This window comes from Longivirga aurantiaca (assembly GCF_042660085.1).
GTDB lineage: Bacteria > Actinomycetota > Actinomycetes > S36-B12 > CAIYMF01 > Longivirga > Longivirga aurantiaca.
Map to the genome: position 1 here is coordinate 505,587 of NZ_JBHSTI010000008.1, position 17,698 is coordinate 523,284.

A 17,698-nucleotide genomic window follows, 5' to 3' on the forward strand; every position below is an offset into this window, starting at 1 on the left:
TGATCAAGGCAGTTGAACTGCACTCATTGACCCGTACTGCTGATCTTGAAAGGGGCGTTGGTCCCGGTGACCGCTCTGCACGACGTCATCAGTCCTGTCACCGAGGAGGTCGTGGCCTCGGTGCCGTCGCTCTCCCTCGAGGAGACCGACGCCGCCATCGCGCGCAGCCGTCGCGCCTTCGAGACCTGGCGGCAGGTGAGCCCCGGCGACCGGGCCCGGCTGCTGCGCCGCTTCTCGGCCGTCGTCGACGACCACCTCGAGGAGCTCGCGCAGCTCGAGGTGCGCAACTCCGGTCACACGATCGGCAACGCGCGCTGGGAGGCGGGCAACGTCCGCGACGTGCTCGCCTACTACTCGGGAGCGCCCGAGCGCCTCCTCGGCCACCAGATCCCCGTCGCCGGTGGTGTCGACATCACGTTCCACGAGCCGCTGGGCGTCGTCGGCGTGATCGTGCCGTGGAACTTCCCGATGCCGATCGCGGGCTGGGGCTTCGCGCCGGCGCTGGCAGCGGGCAACACGGTGGTGCTCAAGCCGGCCGAGCTCACGCCCCTCACGGCGATGCGCATCGGAGAGCTCGCCCTCGAGGCAGGCCTGCCCGAGGACGTGTTCCAGATCCTCACGGGCAAGGGCTCCGTCGTGGGCGAGCGGTTCGTGACCCACCCCGACGTCGCCAAGGTGGTGTTCACCGGCTCGACCGAGGTCGGCATCCGGGTCGCCGAGGGCTGCGCCCGTCAGGTGAAGCCGGTGACCCTCGAGCTCGGCGGCAAGAGCGCGAACGTCATCTTCGCGGACGCCGACCTCGCCAAGGCTGCCGCGTCCGCGCCGTACGGCGTCTTCGACAACGCCGGCCAGGACTGCTGCGCGCGCTCGCGGATCCTGGTGCAGCGCTCGGTGCTCGACGAGTTCCTCGCCCTCCTCGAGCCCGCCGTCCTCGGTGTGCGCGTGGAGGACCCGAGCCTCGACACCTCCGAGATGGGCCCGCTCATCAGCCGCGGCCATCACGCCAGCGTCTCGGCGTACATCACGGACTCGACCAACGTCGTGATCCGCGGGACGGTGCCGGACGGCCCGGGCTTCTGGTTCCCGCCGACCGTGGTCGTCCCCGACTCGCACGACGACCCGCTCATGCAGGAGGAGACGTTCGGGCCGATCGTCGCGGTGCTGCCGTTCGACGACGAGGCCGACGCGATCCGCCTCGCGAACGACTCTCCGTACGGGCTCTCGGGCTCGATCTACACGCGCGACCTCGGACGCGCGATGCGCGTCAGCCGCGGCATCGAGAGCGGCAACCTCTCGGTCAACTCGCACTCGTCGGTCCGCTACTGGACGCCCTTCGGCGGGTTCAAGAAGTCGGGCCTCGGTCGCGAGCTCGGACCGGACGCGCTCCACGCGTTCACCGAGGTCAAGAACGTGTTCATCTCAACGGAAGGCTGACCCATCGTGGACAGGTACACCGATCGCGTCGTCGTCATCACGGGCGGCGGCAGCGGCATCGGCAAGGCGACTGCGCAGCGCGTGGCCTCCGAGGGCGCGAAGGTCGTCGTGGTCGACATGAACCTCGACTCCGCCGGTGCTGTGGCCGAGGAGGTGGGCGGCCTCGCCGTGCAGGCCGACGTCACCGACGCCGACGACGTCGCGCGCATGTTCCGGACCGCGCACGAGACGTACGGCTCGATCGACGTCTCGTTCCACAATGCCGGCATCTCGCCGCCCGACGACGACTCGATCCTCGTCACCGGCATCGAGGCCTGGGACCGCGTGCAGAAGGTGAACCTGACCTCGGTCTACCTGTGCTGCAAGGAGGTCATCCCCTACATGCAGGCACAGGGCAAGGGCTCGATCATCAACACCGCGTCGTTCGTCGCCACCATGGGTGCGGCGACCTCGCAGATCTCGTACACGGCGTCCAAGGGCGGCGTGCTCGCGATGAGCCGCGAGCTCGGCGTCCAGTTCGCCCGCGAGGGCATCCGCGTCAACGCGCTCAGCCCGGGGCCGGTCAACACCCCTCTGCTCGTCGAGCTCTTCGCCAAGGACCCCGAGCGCGCTGCGCGGCGTCTCGTGCACATCCCGTTCGGCCGGTTCGCCGAGCCGTCCGAGATCGCGGCGGCCGTCGCGTTCCTCGGCAGTGACGACTCGTCGTTCATCACCGCGAGCAACTTCCTCGTCGACGGCGGCATCTCGGGTGCCTACGTGACTCCGCTCTAGACCGTCACGCCCGGTCAGTGACCGGCTGGGCCCCCGCTGGCGAGGAGGCGAAGCCGACGAGCCAGTGGGGGAGTGACGCCGCCGTAGGCCATCGCGACCGATGCGCCCCGGACTTCCTCATACGGAGCCCGGGGCGCATCCCTGTCCGGGCGGCTTCCTACAGTGGTCGTCATGGCACAGATCGAGCTCGACCCGCGCTGGACGATCACCGGGCACCTCAACGGCGGCTACCTCGCAGCCGTCTGCGGGCAGGCCGCGTCCGAGGCGCTGGACGGCGCGACGCCGCTGACGATCAGCACCCACTACCTGGCCGCCGCGCGCGGCGGCGGACCGGCCGACGTCGAGGTCGACGTGCTGCGCCGCGGTCGCCTGTCGACGGCGCGGGTGCGGCTCAGCCGCGAGGGCACGCTGCTGCTCGAGTCGCTCGTGACCGCCGGGACACCGGCTCCGGACCTGCGCTCGCTCGAGCACGCCGAGGCACCGATCGTCCCCGGATGGGACGACTGCGTCGACTCCGGTGCCTCGGAGTTCGCGGCGCAGCCGGGCATGGACGTGCTGAGGCACGTCGAGCTGCGGCTCGATCCTGCCCAGGGGCAAGCGATCGCGGGCGGTCCGGCCCTCGAGCGGGCCGTCGTCCACGGGCACATCGCCTATCGCGACGGCAGCCCCGCCGACACGTTCCTCGTCGCGGCGGCCTGGGACCTCCTGCCGCCGACCCCGTGGTTCGTCCACTTCTGGAACCAGCTGCCCACCGTCGCCGCGCAGGTCGTGCTCTACCCGGGCGAGCTCGTCGGCCCGCTGGTGCTCGAGGCGCGCTGCGAGACCATCCGCGACGGGATCGCCGACGAGACCGCACGGATCTGGGACGCCAACGGCCAGCTGGTGGCCAGCTCCCGCCAGACCGCCGTCGTCATTCCCGCCTGACCCGTGCGCTCGCACTGACCGAACCGTCGCTACCCGGCCTGGGAAGCGACGGAACGATCAGTCTCAGCGGGTGGGTGTCAGGAGGGGGTGGCGGCGCGGACGAGGGCGTCGAAGAGGCGGCTGTCGTCCATCTGCTCGGGGTGCCACTGCACGCCCAGCACGAACGGCGCGGACGGATCCTCGAGCGTCTCGATGGTGCCGTCCTCGGCGTACCCCGTGACGGTGAGCGAGCCGGCGTCGGCCACCGCCTGATGGTGGCTCGAGTTCACGACCGCCTCGGTGGCGTCGAGGATCGCGGCGACGAGCGAACCCGGCGCGAACGACGCCTTGTGCTCGCTGTAGGCGCCGAGCTGCTCTCGGTGGACGCTGCCGAACCCGGCGGACGGCAGGTCCTGGATGAGAGAGCCGCCGCTGTCGACGGCCATCATCTGCATGCCTCGGCAGATGCCGAGGACCGGCAGCGCGCGCTCCCGCGCCGACCGGTAGATCGCGCGCTCGGTGGCGTCGCGGTCGATCCGGGGGATGTCGGAGGTCTCGTGCGGCGCCGCCGCGTAGTACGCCGGGTCGATGTCGGGACCGCCGGCGATGACCACCGCGTCGAGCCGCGCGACCGCGGCGTCGACGCTGGCTGCGTCCCACACGGGGGGAAGGACCACGACCGCTGCGCCGGAGCGCTCGAGCTTGTCGATGTACGCGCGGTGCAGGACGACCGCGGGCACGTCCCACGCCCCCCAGCGCGCCTGCTCGCCGTAGCCGCTTATCCCGATCACCGGTCGCATGGCGGACATGATCCCCGATCGGTGCGTGCGCCGTCCGCAAGCGATCGGCCATGTCGCGCAGGGATCCGCGCAATCGTCGGCCGGCCTTGCCGGTCGCGGCGACGGGTCAGACGACGAGCCGGCCGTCGTGCAGCGCGGTCTCGCGGTCGCACGCCGCGACCACCTCGGGGTCGTGCGTGGCCACGAGGACGACCGCCCCGCGGTCGGCGGCGTCGCGCAGGAGCGCGAGGATGCGCAGCTTGGTCCCGCCGTCCTGCTGCGACGTGGGCTCGTCGGCGAGGACGACGTCGGGCTCCGTCACGAGGGCCCGTGCGACGGCGACGCGCTGGCGCTGGCCGCCGGACAGCTCCTCGACCGAGCGCTCGGCGAGGTCGCCCAGGCCGACCGACACCAGCGCCTCCAGGGCGCGTGAACGCACGTCGGCGGCGGGCACGTCGAGCGCCTGCAGCGCGACCTCGACGTTCTCGGCCGCCGTCAGCACCGACACGAGCCCGTATCCCTGCAGCACCAGGCCGAGGCGGGCGTCGAGGCCGTCGAGCACCGGGCGGCCGTCCACGAGCGCGCGGCCGGCCGACGGGACGGCGAGGCCCGCGAGCAGTGCGAGCAGGCTCGACTTGCCGCTCCCGGACGGGCCCGTGACGGCGAGCATCTCGCCGGCCTCCGCTCTCACCGAGACGTCGTCGAGCACGACGCGCCCGGCGGGCTCGTAGCGCAGCGACTCGGCCGACACGATCCGGGTCATCGGCCCCCCTCGGTCTCGTCCTCGCGCACGAGCTCGACGCCGTCGGGCCGGCGTACGACGCGGACCCGCGATCCTGGCGGGAGCATGCGCAGAACGTCGTCCGGGAGCTGCACCCGGCCGTCGAGGTCGACGTCGACGTGCTGCTGCCAGTGCTGCGTCTCGTCGTCGGCGCGGCCCTGGGTGATGGTGATGGTGCGGCCGAGCCGCTCGGCCACCTCGGGGTCGTGCGTCACCACGACGACCGTCGTGCCGAACTGCCGGCCCACCGCCGCGATGAGCTCGACGACGGCGTCGCGGTTGGCCTTGTCGAGCTGCGAGGTCGGCTCGTCGACGAGCAGCAGCCCGGGCGACGTCGCCATGCCCATCGCGACGGCGAGCCGCTGCTGCTCGCCGCCGGAGAACCCGCCGACCGCACGGCCGGCGAGGTGCGTGAGCCCGAGGGCGTGCAGGAGCACCGCGGGCGTCGGGAGCGAGGCGCGGCGGAAACCGCGAACGCCCCGCTGGGCGAACCGCACGTTGTCCTCGGCCGTGCCGTACGGCAGCAGGTTGCGCGAGGGGTCCTGCACGACGACGCCGAGCCTGTGCGCGCGCAGCATGAGCAGCTCGCGCTCGGACATCGCCGTCATCTCGTCGCCGCCGACCCACACCTGGCCGGACGTCGGCGCGAGCAGCCCCGCGATCACCGCGAGGAGCGTGGACTTGCCGGAGCCCGACGGGCCGAGCACGGCGATCGTCTCGCCGGCGCGGACTGTGAGCGTGACGTCCTGCAGCGCGACCGTGTCGCCGGTCGGCGTGCTGTAGACGTGCCCGACGCGCTCGCAGTGCAGCGACAGGCCGGTCTCGAGCGTGGTCGTCGTCATGCCGCCACCTCCCGCAGCCGCTCGGGCACAGCCTGGCGCAGCAGCGCGATGCCGCCGACGACGGCGGTCAGCAGCAGCAGTGCAGCGGTGACGACGGTGAAGAGGAGCACCGCAGCCGTCTGGATGTCGACGGTCAGCGGCAGCAGCGTGGCCGAGGACGTCTGCGGCAGCAGCGGCAGCGCGAGGCGCGCGACCACGAGGCCGACCGGCACGCCGACGGCGAGGCCCGTGCCCAGAAGCAGCGCCTGCTCGAGCACGCACCCGCGCAGCAGGGACCGGCGAGGTACGCCGACCGCGCGCAGCGCGGCCAGCTCGTACGACCGGCGGCGCCCCGTGACCGCGACGCTGATCGCGAGCGCGCCCGCTGCGAGCAGGGATCCGACCACAGCGCAGACGAGCAGCAGCCTCAGGGCGAGCGCCGGCCCCTCGCGGTCGAGCTGGTCGAGGCGCTCGGCCTGGGTCCGGACGCCGTCGACCGTGATGCCGGCGGCGGTGAGCCGCTCGATCGCGTCGGGCGGGGCGTCGGGCCCCAGCCACACGGCCCAGTTCGCGTCGTCGGCGAGCTGCTGCGCGGACCGCGTCAGCGCCTGCAGCCCGGTGATGGATCCGCGGCTGCCGACGAACGGGAGGATCGTGTTCGCCCCCGCCGAGACGGCCTGCACGTCGCGGCCGTTTCCGTCGACGAACCGCAGCTCGGCGCCGGTGGGCGCGATCGTCTCGGCCGTCACGAGCGGGAGGGGGGACGGCACCTCGGCGTACTGGAGCCACGGCGACACGTAGGCGGGCAGCTCGGCGGTGTACCGCAGGCCGGAGCCGGCGAAGGCGAGCGTGCCCGTTGGATCGCCGGTGTACGCCGTGACCCGCCAGGTGCCGGGCGTGCCGAAGCCGGCGTCGAGGTCCTGCCAGCTCGAGCCGTCACCCTGCTGCACCGAGACGATGGTGAGGTCGAGGGACGACGTGGCGGCGTCGCGCGCGCGGTCGAGGGCGATGCCGTTGAGCGTGCACTTCTGCTCGTCGCACGGCACCTCGACCTCGTAGTCGTGGGTGCCCTCGCGCAGCGGCGAGCTCAGCGTGAAGGTCGGCACGTCGGTGGTGCCGCGATAGGCGACCAGCACCTTGGTGGAGGCGCTCTGCACCGGCCCGGACGTGATCCGCACGCGCACGCGGGTGCCGGTGATCGCGACCGGGTCGGGCAGGACGGGCGAGATGAGCGCGGCGGCGTCGGCTGCCGAGATGGGGCCGTACTCGTCCGACCACGCGGCCACGGCCGCGAGGCGTTCGGGCTGCACCGCCAGCAGGCGCCCGGACAGGCCGCCGGAGGGGATCCAGTCGGCCACCGCCATGGCCCAGCGGCCCTCGGGGTCGGCCTGCTCCACGGCCTGCACGAGGTCGCGCTGCGGGTCGAGCTGGACGGCCACCGAGGTCCGCGCACCGACGTCCGCGCCCGCGCGCACCTCACGGCCCGCGGCGGCCGCGGCCGAGGCGTCGACGGCGAACGTCGCGAGGCCGAGCGTGACGGCGAGCAGCGCCGCGAGCCGCAGCCCGGCGGGGCGGCGTACGGCCTGGCGCGAGCCGAGGAACAGCCCGAGGCGCGAGGAGGCGCGCGTGCCCCGGACGAGCGCGCCGAGGACGGGCCGGGCCAGGCGCACCAGGAGCAGCCCGGCGGCGATGACGAGCAGGCCGGGGGCGAGCCAGCCCAGGGCGGCTGAGGCGCTGCTCTCGTCGGACGGCGATCGGGTGGCCAGGACGACGAACCCGCCGAGGGCCACGATCGCGAGCACGACGTCGACGACGACCCCGCGTCGGCTGCCACCGGACTCGGTGGTCTGGGACCACTGCTCGAGGACGGGGCGGGTGAACATGCGCCGCGAGGCGAGGACCGCGGCGGCGAGACCGCCGAGGAACGCGAGGCCCACCGCCATCAGCGTGCCGGGCGTGATGACGACGGGCACGTCGGCTGCCAGCACGGCCTTGGCGAGCACGGTGACGAACCCGTACGCGAGGAGAAGGCCGATCGGTGCGGCGAGCAGCAGGAGCACGATCGGCTCCCGCAGCGCGACCGCTGCCACTGCGCGAGGCGGGAGGCCGCGCAGCTTCGCCAGCGCGACCTCGCTGCCGCGCGCCTCGCTCGTGTCGGTGACGACCAGGTAGAGCAGGAGCCAGGCGAGCAGTGCGAGCTGCGCGGTCACGATGCCGGCGGCGAGGGCCGTGGTGGCGCGCTCCGCCTCGAAGGCGTCGAGCACCGAGAGGACGTTGGTCGTCGGCTTCGGGCCGTCGCTCTCCGGGCCGAGGTAGCCCTCCACCGCCGTGCGCAGTGCGGGCACGTCCGCGACCCGCAGCTCCCGCGGCTCGGACAGGATCAGGTCGGCGGCGATGGTGCCGGGGGTCGGGTGCACGAGCGTGGGGAAGAGGTCCTTCGACACGAACACCGAGTCGACGGTGTTCGGGCCGTCGCCGTTCGGGTAGAACGAGAAGTAGATGCGTCCGGCCCAGAAGGGGTCGGCCGTGGAGGCGGGCCGGTAGGTGCCCACGACGGTGACCACGGCCGGGGTGGTCGCGATGTCGGAGCCGGTCGCGGTGTTGTCGTACTGACGCAGCTCGTCGAGCGTGACCTTTGTGCCCACCACCCACCCGACCGACTCCGCCGCGCGCGCGCTGACGACCGCCTCGTTCGTGCCGTCGCCGCACCGGCCGTCGACGATCACGAGGTGGTCGCACACGCCGTCGCGCCAGACAGCCTTGGTCTTGGCGGCGAGACCCTCGGCCGGGGTGCCCGTGGTCTCGACGACGGTCTCCGCCACCGGCGGGCCGTAGCCCGGCACGGTGCCGCGCTCGTTCTGCGAGTCGACCACGACCGAGACCGACGCAGGGTAGGAGACGTCGGTCTTCAGGTAGAAGGCGATCGTGGTGTCGGCGGTGTCCGCCTGGATGAGGCGGTCCTGCAGCACCGACTCGGCGGCGGCAGCGGAGAACAGCGGGCCGAGCGCCGCGGCCGCAACGGTGAGTGCTCCCGCGACCAGCACGACGAGGGAGCCACCGCGCCGCCACCGGAACGCGCGCAGCGCGAGCCGCAGCTGGTTCACGCGCCCCCTTCCGCATCGACCGGCACCGGTGCCGGTGCGGTCTCCGACCCTAACCGCAGCCCCGGCCGGATCCCGACGCCGTTACCGGACGGTGCCCGTGGGCCGCCGGCCGGTGCGCAGGGCGGTGGGCAGCACGAGCCACATGATCAGTGCGCCGCCGGCCGTGATCCCCGCGAACCAGGCGGCGACGCTCCCGCCCGCCGCCACCCACGCCGCGAGGGTGACCGAGCCGGTCACCGCGAAGGCGAGCGCGACCATGCCCACGAGGGTCAGGACGTGCGTCGCCCGCACGAGCCGCGGCTTCTGGCCGCGGCCGAAGAGGAACCGGTGGATCACGATCGGTGCCATGAGGCAGAGCATCGCGACGGTGCTGGCGGCGATGCTGACGAGGTAGAGGTCCTTCTGCGACGCCGACAGCGACCCGAACGGCTGCGTGAACGCGATGGTCAGCTGGAACCCGAGCAGCAGCTGCACGCCGGTCTGCGCGACGCGCATCTCCTGCAGCTGCTCGCCGTAGTTGCGGTCGGCCCGTTCGGCTTCGGTCTCGTCGCGCGTCGGCGTGGACCTGCGGTGGTCGTCGAGTCGCGCGTCGTCCATCGAGCCGCCTCCGGTCACGTGTGCCCGCCCCGTACCCGGAAGCCGGCGCGCCGAAACGACTCCGCCGTACCCACTTGGCCAGGAGCGTGGCTCCGCAGGAAATCGCGCTTTCGCCCGAGGCCACGGCGGTATCACACTGAGGTCTGTGAGGTCTGTGCGCGCCTCGGCTCCGCCGAGGCTGGGAGGCGTGCGGCGGATGGGAGGGCCCGGGCCACGCCAGCGGACGCCAGCCGGCGTCGATCGCTGTCACGGGGGGTCGCTCGCGGAGGAGCTGGGTCATGAAGGACCTTCGATGCCTGTTCGGGATGCATGACAACAACGTCCGGACCAACGACCTGGGCGACCGGTACCTCGTCTGCTCGAGGTGCAGCAAGGAGACCTACCCCAACGGCATCGCGGGCGGCGGCATCGTTCCGTACTGATCCCGCCCAGCCGCCATGGACGGCACACTGGCCGCGTGACCCACCTGCTGCGCCTCGTCGAGGTGACCTCCGGCGTGTGGGTGGCCCAGTCGCGTCGCTACGCCACCAACTCCACCGTGCTGCTCGACGGGCACGGCGGTGCCCTCGTCATCGACCCGTCATGGGACCCGGACGAGCTGGCCGCGATCCCGGCCGACCTCGCGTCCCTGGGTGTCCGGTGCGTCGCGGGCCTGTCGACCCACGTGCACTACGACCACGTGATGTGGCACCCGGACCTCGGCGACGTGCCGCGCTGGGCGACACCGGGCACCATCGCGATGGTCGACGCCGATCGCGACGGAGTCGTGGCACCGCTGCGCGGCGACCTGCCCGACGACCTGGTCGACCTGGCTGCTCGTGACCTCCGCCCCATCGACGGGGAGCTGCTGGAGTGGACCGGACCGACGGCAGTCGTGCACGTCCACCATGCGCACGCGCCGCATCACCTGGCGCTCGAGCTGCCGGACCTCGGACTGCTCGTGGCTGGAGACATGCTCAGCGACATCGAGCTGCCCATGCCCGACAAGGACGACACGGACCTCGCGAACTACCTCGGTGGGTTGGAGCGCCTGCGCGGTTCGGTGTCGCGCTCGCACCTGCTGGTCCCCGGCCACGGCTCTGTGAGCAGCCGTCCGATGGAGCGCTACGACGCCGATGCCCGCTACCTCGACGCCGTCGTGCGCCTCGGCGCCAGCGACGACACGCGCATCGCGGACATGGCCGATCTCCACGCAGCGAACCTCGAGAGAGCGGCGAACAGGATGCGTACCCGCGGGTAATAACGGGTGTCTCGTGCGCCACAATGTAGTTGAAGGCAGGATATCTGAGCGCCACAGGTTCACTCTTCTCTTGAGAGCGCTCGGAAGAACTCCCGGCCCTCACCCAGAAGGTCCGGTCGGGAGGGCGCCCTCACAGGGCAACGGCCCGACGACCTCGGGACCGTGACTGCAGGGGAGTTCCCATGTCCGCCACGATCGAGCGGCCAAGCGTCGAGGCCGCAGACCAGATCACCAGCACGTCCGCACAGAAGTGGGCCGCTGTCGTCCGAATCCTCCTGGGCTTCACCTTCCTGTGGGCCTTCCTGGACAAGGCGTTCGGCCTGGGCTACGCCACCGAGAAGGCGTGGCTGTTCGGCGCCGGAGAGGGCAGCCCGACCACTGGGTTCCTGAAGTTCGGCGTCAACCCTGAGGGCCCGATGGCCAGCTTCTTCAACGGGCTCGCGCCGAGCTCGCCGGCAGGGTTCATGAACTGGCTGTTCATGCTCGCGCTGCTCGGTGCAGGCGTCGGCCTCATCCTCGGCCTGGCCATGCGCATCACCAGCATCGGCTCCGCCATCCTGCTCATGAGCATGTGGCTCGCGCTCGCACCGTGGGCGAAGATCACGCTCGAGGACGGGACCATCGAGGCCTCGAACAACCCGATCGTCGACGACCACATCATCTACTCCGCGACGCTGATCCTGCTCATGCTGGTCGGCGCCGGTCGCTACTGGGGTCTGGGCCGCTGGTGGGAGAGCCACACCCCGACCTGGCTGCACTGATCGGCTGAGGGCGCAGCGCCCTCGACACCGAAGCACCGCCCCGGACGCCGCCTTCGCAGCGCCGGGGCGGTCGCCTGTCTGCCCGGGGGTGGTCGGCGCCTCCCCCTCCCAGGCAGCCGTCGGTGGTGACACGCACACGTCCGAGGACGACGTCGCTGAGTTCAAGTGCCGCCGTTGCGGGGAGTGACGCCGCTCGTCGTCCTCGTCGGGTAGTGCCGTTCACCCTCAGGGGTGCGCCGTCCACTGCTCCCTTCTCGCTCCATGCTGGATGTGCCGGACGACCGGGGGCTCCTGCGCCGCCGACGTGCACGGGGTCCCGCCGATGGACTGGACCGCGTTCCGGTCGACCCCGGCGTTCGGCTACCTGATCGTCGGGCTCGTGATCCTGTACGCGGGGGCCCGGGAGGTCGCCCCGGGCGACCTGCCCTCCATCGCCCTGGCACTCGAGCTCGCGACCACCGTGTGCACCCGCGGTGTGGATCTGGTCATCGGCCCGGTCCTGCCGTCCGCGTTGACCGCCGCCGGCCTCACACTGCCATCCGGTGTCGAGCACCGCGACGGCGACGATGATCTGGAGACGTGGACCGGCGCAGCCATCAGCCCCGGCGACTTCCTGGTGGTCCCCTTCGACGGCACCTCCATCGGTGCCGCCGCCGACCGGGTCGACCGCTCGCTGCGATCGCTGCTCGCCGTCAACCACAACCCCGAGACCGCGGCTGCCCTGGCCCTGAGTCCCATGAACCTGCCCGTGGGCCGGTCGCTGGGTGCCTGACCAGGCTGAACCCGGTCACTGGCTCTCGGGCACCGCACAGGTCGTACCGCCCGCCGGGCAGAGCCGGGTGCCGCCGACGACGAGACGCACGACCAGGTCCTCGAGGCCGAAGCCCGCGTCGTTGAGGGCGACGCGGAGGCTGTCGACCTCCACCTCGGGCGGCGGACCGAGCGCCGTGACGATGATCTGGCGGTTCACGACCTGCACCGTGGTGACCTGCCACCCGGCCTTGTCGGCCCACTTCTGCGCGATGGGGGTGGCGTCGCGCTGGGCGAGCTGGTCGTAGGCGACGTTGAGCGAGCCGATGCCGAGCGGCACCAGCACCACCACGATGAGGGCGCAGATCACGGCGATGGTCCCCTTGCCGAGCCCGCCGTGGACCTGTCCGGACTGCTTGGCGATCTCGCGCACCTTGTAGAGCACCAGCACGATCGTGCCCGTCGCGATGATCGCGGCGACGTTGGTGCCGAACAGCAGCAGCGCCTGCGCGGCGTCGGTCAAACGGCCGACCTGCAGGAGCAGCCCCACGACCGCGAGCGGCGGCACGAGCGAGATCGCGATCGCGACACCGGGTAGCGCGTCGCTGATGTCGCGGCGTACAAGGGCGAACGCACCGACGGTGCCTGTCGCGAGCGCCGCCATGAGGTCGATGAGGCGCGGGCTGATGCGCCCGGCCACCTGCGAGTTGGTGCGGTAGTCGTCGACGTTGAACCCGATCGCGCCGATCAGCCAGGCCAGCGCGACCACCACGAGGGCGCCCCCGACGACGTAGGCGACGCTGCGCAGGAGCGCAGGGCGGTCGCCCAGGACCGTGGCCAGCGCGATGCCGAGGATCGGCGTCATGAGCGGCGCCACGATCATGGCGCCGATGACCGATGCCGTGCTGTCGGCGATCACGCCTGCCGTAGCGATGATGGTCGCGAGGACGAGCAGCACCCAGAACTTGCTGGCTGACGGGCTCTTCCACGACTTCTCGATGAACAGCGCATCGGTCATGCGTGTGACGTCGTCAGCCCTCACCGGTGTCGGCATGGTCGTCCCTCCCAGGTCGTCGGCGCCCATGCTCCCGCCCCGGGGTGCGTTCGTGGTGGTGAAACTCGCTGCGGGGAGCGACTTTCGTCATCCAGATCAGGTCGTGGCCCGGTGCGTGTCAACCTCGGAGCGGCTCGGACGTCCTATCCCTGACGTTCGAGCCGGAAGGGGCTGCCATGAGAGGCGCCGACGAGTCGTGGGGGTCCGCCGACCTCCCGCGTTCGCCGCGCGCGGCGGTCGCTGCGCTGTTCCACGTGCACTACCGACGACTCGTCGGGCTCGCCGGCCTCATGGTCGACGACCGGGAGACGGCGGAGGAGGTCGTCCAGGACGCCTTCGAGCAGCTCTACCGACGGTGGGGGACCCTGCGGGACCCGCAGGCCGCCGTCGCCTATCTCAACAGGAGCGTCGTGAACGGTGCCCGCTCGCGGGTCCGTCGGCGGTTCACCGAACGCTCCTTCACCCTGCCCGACGCGGGCACCGTCGACTCCGCCGAGAGCGCCGGAGTCGACAACCGCAGGCGCGACGACCTGATGGAGGCGGTGCGGGACCTCCCGCAGCGCCAGCGCGAGGTCATCGTCCTGCGCTACTACCTCGACCTCTCCGAGGAGCAGATCGCTGTGTGGCTCGGCGTCTCGACCGGCTCGGTGAAGAAGCACGCCCACCGGGCAACCGCCGCCCTGCAGAAGCGGATGGAGGCATGGGCATGAACCTGTTCGAGTCCACGCTCGTCACCGCGCTGCGCGATGAAGCCCGGGAGACTGCGATGAACACAGACCTCAACGAAGGACGCGACATCCTCGAGAGCCGCCTCGACGACGTCGACCGCGGCCGGCGTCGGTGGATGGTGGCGGGCGGCGCCCTCGCCGCCACGGCCGCCGTCGCCGCGATCGCCTACCTCGCCGTCGGCCGCCCCGTCGCCGCCCCGGAGCCCGCCGATCCGACGCCGATCCCCTCGCCGACGGCGTCGGAGACGTTCCGCAGCAGCGAGTTCGCCTTCCCGTTCACCGCTCGACCGCCCCTGTGGGTCGCCGAGGCTCTGGACGAACCGACGTCGGAGAACCTGCGCCACGTGACGTGGAACCGGTGCGAGGGCGACGTCTGCATCGGGCTGACGTTCCTGTCGCTGTCGGTCCTGGATCCCTTCGGCCTGGAGGAGCGGACCGACACCGCGATGCCGGGCTACGACGCATACCTCGACTATCTCGACTCCCTGGTCGCGAGCAGCAAGGCCACGATCTCCGATCGCATCGATCGGACCATCGACGGCCGGCCCGCGACCGTCATGACCGTCATGCCGCTGTCCGACGTGCCCGACGGCGTCGGCTGCGAGGCGGGCGACGGCACCACAGACGACTGCTGGGACTTCCTCGAAGGGGTCGCCACTCGGATGGCCGTCGTCGACGTCGGCTCCTCGAACCCGCTGGTGATCCTCACGCGCACTCCGCCGTCGAACTCCGATGCTGCGGCGTGGATCGCGCAGTTCGACCCGATGCTCGACTCCGTGACCCTCGACTTCGCGACGGTCAACCCGATGGTCGGCGTATGGACGACCTCGTTCTCGGGTGAGGACGTGACGCAGGTGCTCGCTGCCGCCGGGTTGGAGGCATCGACGGAGCAGGTGCTGCAGGAGATCGGGGACTCCGGCCAGCCGCTCACCTGGGAGCTGTGGATCGACCCGACGTGGTACCGCCTCTACTCCGTGGCCTCCGACGGCACCCGCGCGCTGGTGGACGTGCACACCTACGTCCGCGACGGCGGACGCGTGACCGGTACCACCACCGGCTCGCCGCCGCTGGTCACCCTGAGCACGGTCTCGGTGCAGGGCGATGAGCTGACCTGGGCGACCGTCTCGAGCACGGAGAACAGCGACCGTGCGGCGCCTCCGGAGGAAGCCATGCACCTCGCCCTCTACTCGACCTCGACGTGGGTGCGATCGTCGACCTGACCACCTCGAGGACGACCGGGGCCTGCTGCGACGTCGCAGCGGGCCCGTGGTCGTCCTGCCCGGGTCCGCCCGCGGTAGCAGGGCGCCGCGACCCGGGTGCCGGCCGGTCGGGTCAGCTGCTGACGAGGGGGTCGGCGTCGAGGGTGGCCGCGACCGCGGCGACGACGGCGGCGATGCGCAGCGCGTCGTTCACGGCCTCGCGGGTGACGCCGGCGCTGCGCGCCCCGGCTTCGTGCTCACCGATGCACGCCTCGCAGCCGTGGATCGCCGCCACCACCACGGAGCAGAGCTCGACGTCGGCCCTCGGCGTGGTCGGCGCGATCGTGGCGGACGACCGCAGGCCCGCCCGCAGGTCGTCGTACGCGCCGTGCAGGAAGTGGCGGGCGCGGAAGTAGACGGCGTGCCCGGCCATCACCGAGGCGACGGCGAGGGCGGAGTCGGCCAGCTCGCGGGGCAGCCGGGCGCGGGCCTCGCCGGCGAGCGCCGGGCTGGCGCTGGGGGAGCGCACCGCGGCCGCGGCCGCGAGGACGCAGCCCCAGTGCTGCTGCGGGGTCAGGTGCGCGCCGGGCGCCACCACGACGGCGGCGAGGTTGCGGGACGTGTCGGCTGCGTACGCCGGCAGCCACGTGGCGAGCTCGGCGAGGCTTCGGGGCGCGTCGTCCACAGGACCACTGTGGCCCTCCGGGCGCCGTCCCACCAGCACCGACGTCGCCCTGGTGGCCCTGTCCAGCAGCTGGACGCCCGTCCCGAGTGCTGGACCCCGATGACGGGAACAGATCGCCCCGTGGCACCGTTGACGTGCGCAGACACCGGGGAGCCGGTGTGCCCGAGCTCTGAGGAGAACGTCCGTGTCCCTGCCGCCGCTGGTCGAGCCTGCCGACGCACTCACCGTCGACGAGGTCCGCCGCTACAGCCGCCACATCATCATCCCCGACGTCGGGATGGCGGGTCAGAAGCGTCTGAAGAACGCCAAGGTCCTGTGCGTCGGTGCGGGCGGCCTCGGCAGCCCCGCGCTGCTGTACCTGGCCGCAGCCGGCGTCGGCACGCTCGGCATCGTGGAGTTCGACACCGTCGACGAGTCGAACCTGCAGCGCCAGATCATCCACGGCCAGAGCGACATCGGTCGATCCAAGGCGGAGTCGGCGCGCGACTCGGTGCTCGAGGTCAACCCCTACGTGAACGTGATCCTCCACGACACGCGCCTCGACAACGACAACGTGCTCGACATCTTCAGCGGCTACGACCTCATCGTCGACGGCACCGACAACTTCGCGACGCGCTACATGGTCAACGACGCAGCGGTGCTGCTCGGGAAGCCCTACGTCTGGGGCTCGATCTACCGCTTCGAGGGCCAGGTCTCGGTCTTCTGGGACGAGTACGGCCCGAACTACCGCGACCTCTACCCCGAGCCCCCGCCGCCCGGCATGGTGCCGTCGTGCGCCGAGGGCGGCGTGCTCGGCGTCCTCTGCGCGTCGATCGGCTCCGTCATGGTCACCGAGGCGATCAAGCTGATCACCGGCATCGGCGACACCCTGCTGGGCCGCCTGATGATCTACGACGCCCTCGAGATGTCGTACCGCACGGTGAAGATCCGCAAGGACCCGAACGCCACCCCGATCACGGGTCTCATCGACTACGACGCGTTCTGCGGCACGATCTCCGAGGCCGCGGCCGATGCTGCGGTGGGCTCGACGATCTCGGTCAAGCAGCTCGACGAGATGCTCGCCGAGCGTGAGCGCGGCGAACGCGACTTCGTGCTGATCGACGTCCGCGAGCAGAACGAGTGGGAGATCGTGAGCATCCCGGGCGCGGTGCTCATCCCCAAGGGCGATTTCCTGAACGGCAAGGCCCTGGAGCAGCTGCCCAGCGACAAGCAGATCGTGCTGCACTGCAAGGTGGGCGGCCGTTCGGCGGAAGCCCTCGCGGTCGTGAAGGGCGCGGGCTTCTCCGACGCCATCCACGTCGGCGGCGGCATCGTCGCGTGGGTCAACCAGCTCCACCCCGAGCTGCCCGTCTACTGACGCCCGCCCACCCGCTGTACGCACGACGAGGCCCCGACCGGATCCCGGTCGGGGCCTCGTCGTTCGCGATGAAGGCTGGTCCCCCGCAGGGTGAGAATGGCCGAAGGCCTCACCCGGTAGGGGACTTCATCCGGTAGAGCCGAGCAGTTCCGGCCTTCATGAAGTTGGGGACTGGGTCAGCTCGCCGGTGCCGGGGCGTCCGAGAAGCCGACGCGGTTGTGCGTGCCGTCGCAGAACGGCTTGGTGGCCGAGTGCCCGCAGCGGCAGAGGTACGCCACCCGGCCCACCTCGCGCAGCACCGTGCCGTCGGCCGCGCACACGCTGACCGCTCCGCGGATCTCGTACGGGCCGTTCTCCGTCGCCGTGACGACGACGGCCGCCGCCGGCTCAGCGGGGGCCGTCGGCACCTCGGGTGCCGGCGACGGCAGGAGCAGCTCGCCCTTCGGCGCGGGCTCGACGTCGGTCCGCGTGTAGCGCAGCGCGCCGCTCGGGCATGTGTCGATCGCGGCGGCGAGCGCAGCGGCATCGGCGGCATCGGCGTCGATCCACGGCTTCTCCCGCGGCCGGAAGACCTGCGGGAGGGTGCGCGCGCACACGCCGGAATGGATGCAGATGTCGCTGTCCCAGTGGATCGTGAGGCCTGCGGTCGGGTAGTCGCGTCTGGTCACGAGCCGATGGTCCACCCACCGGGTCCCGAGCGCGCGTCGGGGCACCGACGCGCGCCTTTCCGGCGC

18 protein-coding genes are annotated in these 17,698 nt (G+C 71.9%); 10 read left to right on the forward strand and 8 right to left on the reverse strand.

Annotation, left to right across the window (positions count from 1 at the left end; genetic code table 11):
* Positions 1-66 precede the first annotated feature (66 nt).
* The 3 genes from ACFQGU_RS06345 to ACFQGU_RS06355 all read left to right on the forward strand — a co-directional run bounded on the left by ACFQGU_RS06345 (position 67) and on the right by ACFQGU_RS06355 (position 3,129).
* Positions 67-1,434, forward strand: coding sequence for an aldehyde dehydrogenase family protein (locus tag ACFQGU_RS06345; RefSeq protein ID WP_386764831.1), 1,368 nt, complete (start codon positions 67-69; stop codon positions 1,432-1,434).
* 6 nt (positions 1,435-1,440) lie between these two features.
* Complete coding sequence (locus ACFQGU_RS06350) at positions 1,441-2,205, forward strand: 3-oxoacyl-ACP reductase (protein WP_386764833.1); 765 nt, start codon at positions 1,441-1,443, stop codon at positions 2,203-2,205.
* A gap of 171 nt (positions 2,206-2,376) precedes the next feature.
* The gene (locus ACFQGU_RS06355) at positions 2,377-3,129 is read left to right on the forward strand and encodes a thioesterase family protein (RefSeq protein WP_386764835.1); all 753 of its coding nucleotides are present in this window, start codon (positions 2,377-2,379) and stop codon (positions 3,127-3,129) included.
* 77 nt (positions 3,130-3,206) lie between these two features.
* Here ACFQGU_RS06355 and ACFQGU_RS06360 read toward each other — a convergent pair whose 3' ends face one another.
* From ACFQGU_RS06360 to ACFQGU_RS06380, 5 genes are all read right to left on the reverse strand, one after another.
* Complete coding sequence (locus ACFQGU_RS06360; protein ID WP_386764837.1) at positions 3,207-3,908, reverse strand: gamma-glutamyl-gamma-aminobutyrate hydrolase family protein; 702 nt, start codon at positions 3,906-3,908, stop codon at positions 3,207-3,209.
* A gap of 106 nt (positions 3,909-4,014) precedes the next feature.
* Positions 4,015-4,650, reverse strand: a complete 636-nt coding sequence (locus ACFQGU_RS06365) for an ABC transporter ATP-binding protein (RefSeq protein ID WP_386764839.1) — start codon at positions 4,648-4,650, stop codon at positions 4,015-4,017.
* Positions 4,647-5,510, reverse strand: a complete 864-nt coding sequence (locus tag ACFQGU_RS06370) for an ABC transporter ATP-binding protein (RefSeq protein ID WP_386764841.1) — start codon at positions 5,508-5,510, stop codon at positions 4,647-4,649. The genes ACFQGU_RS06365 and ACFQGU_RS06370 overlap by 4 nt, the downstream gene beginning before the upstream one ends.
* Complete coding sequence (locus ACFQGU_RS06375; RefSeq protein ID WP_386764843.1) at positions 5,507-8,593, reverse strand: FtsX-like permease family protein; 3,087 nt, start codon at positions 8,591-8,593, stop codon at positions 5,507-5,509. Before ACFQGU_RS06375 ends, ACFQGU_RS06370 begins: the two co-directional genes overlap by 4 nt.
* 81 nt (positions 8,594-8,674) lie before the next feature.
* Positions 8,675-9,190, reverse strand: coding sequence for a DUF6328 family protein (locus ACFQGU_RS06380; protein ID WP_386764845.1), 516 nt, complete (start codon positions 9,188-9,190; stop codon positions 8,675-8,677).
* Positions 9,191-9,468: 278 nt separating this feature from the next.
* Here ACFQGU_RS06380 and ACFQGU_RS06385 point away from each other — a divergent pair, with 278 nt between their 5' ends.
* The 4 genes from ACFQGU_RS06385 (at position 9,469) to ACFQGU_RS06400 (ending at position 11,963) form a co-directional block, all read left to right on the forward strand.
* Positions 9,469-9,612, forward strand: a complete 144-nt coding sequence (locus ACFQGU_RS06385; protein WP_386764847.1) for a hypothetical protein — start codon at positions 9,469-9,471, stop codon at positions 9,610-9,612.
* A gap of 35 nt (positions 9,613-9,647) precedes the next feature.
* Positions 9,648-10,430: an MBL fold metallo-hydrolase gene (locus ACFQGU_RS06390; protein ID WP_386764849.1), complete on the forward strand. Its 783-nt coding sequence runs from the start codon at positions 9,648-9,650 to the stop codon at positions 10,428-10,430.
* A gap of 182 nt (positions 10,431-10,612) precedes the next feature.
* A complete protein-coding gene (locus ACFQGU_RS06395) occupies positions 10,613-11,191 on the forward strand; it encodes a hypothetical protein (RefSeq protein WP_386764851.1) in 579 nt (192 codons plus the stop codon).
* 322 nt (positions 11,192-11,513) lie between these two features.
* Positions 11,514-11,963, forward strand: coding sequence for a hypothetical protein (locus tag ACFQGU_RS06400; RefSeq protein ID WP_386764853.1), 450 nt, complete (start codon positions 11,514-11,516; stop codon positions 11,961-11,963).
* Between the two features lie 15 nt (positions 11,964-11,978).
* On the opposite strand, the gene ACFQGU_RS06405 is transcribed toward ACFQGU_RS06400, so the two are convergent.
* Complete coding sequence (locus ACFQGU_RS06405) at positions 11,979-12,959, reverse strand: DUF389 domain-containing protein (RefSeq protein WP_386764855.1); 981 nt, start codon at positions 12,957-12,959, stop codon at positions 11,979-11,981.
* 212 nt (positions 12,960-13,171) lie between these two features.
* On the opposite strand from ACFQGU_RS06405, the gene ACFQGU_RS06410 reads away from it, so the two are divergent.
* Positions 13,172-13,705 (forward strand): SigE family RNA polymerase sigma factor, encoded by a 534-nt coding sequence (locus ACFQGU_RS06410; protein ID WP_386764857.1) that lies wholly within the window; start codon positions 13,172-13,174, stop codon positions 13,703-13,705.
* A complete protein-coding gene (locus tag ACFQGU_RS06415) occupies positions 13,696-14,943 on the forward strand; it encodes a hypothetical protein (protein WP_386764859.1) in 1,248 nt (415 codons plus the stop codon). The genes ACFQGU_RS06410 and ACFQGU_RS06415 overlap by 10 nt, the downstream gene beginning before the upstream one ends.
* 112 nt (positions 14,944-15,055) lie before the next feature.
* Here the strand turns inward: ACFQGU_RS06415 and ACFQGU_RS06420 are convergent, their stop codons facing one another.
* Positions 15,056-15,607: a carboxymuconolactone decarboxylase family protein gene (locus tag ACFQGU_RS06420; RefSeq protein WP_386764861.1), complete on the reverse strand. Its 552-nt coding sequence runs from the start codon at positions 15,605-15,607 to the stop codon at positions 15,056-15,058.
* Positions 15,608-15,791: 184 nt separating this feature from the next.
* Here ACFQGU_RS06420 and moeZ point away from each other — a divergent pair, with 184 nt between their 5' ends.
* Positions 15,792-16,964 carry an adenylyltransferase/sulfurtransferase MoeZ gene (moeZ, locus tag ACFQGU_RS06425; RefSeq protein WP_386764863.1) on the forward strand — a complete coding sequence of 391 codons (1,173 nt, stop codon included), beginning with the start codon at positions 15,792-15,794 and terminating at the stop codon, positions 16,962-16,964.
* A 176-nt stretch (positions 16,965-17,140) separates the two neighbouring features.
* On the opposite strand, the gene ACFQGU_RS06430 is transcribed toward moeZ, so the two are convergent.
* Positions 17,141-17,632 carry a (4Fe-4S)-binding protein gene (locus ACFQGU_RS06430; protein ID WP_386764865.1) on the reverse strand — a complete coding sequence of 164 codons (492 nt, stop codon included), beginning with the start codon at positions 17,630-17,632 and terminating at the stop codon, positions 17,141-17,143.
* Between the last annotated feature and the right edge of the window lie 66 nt (positions 17,633-17,698).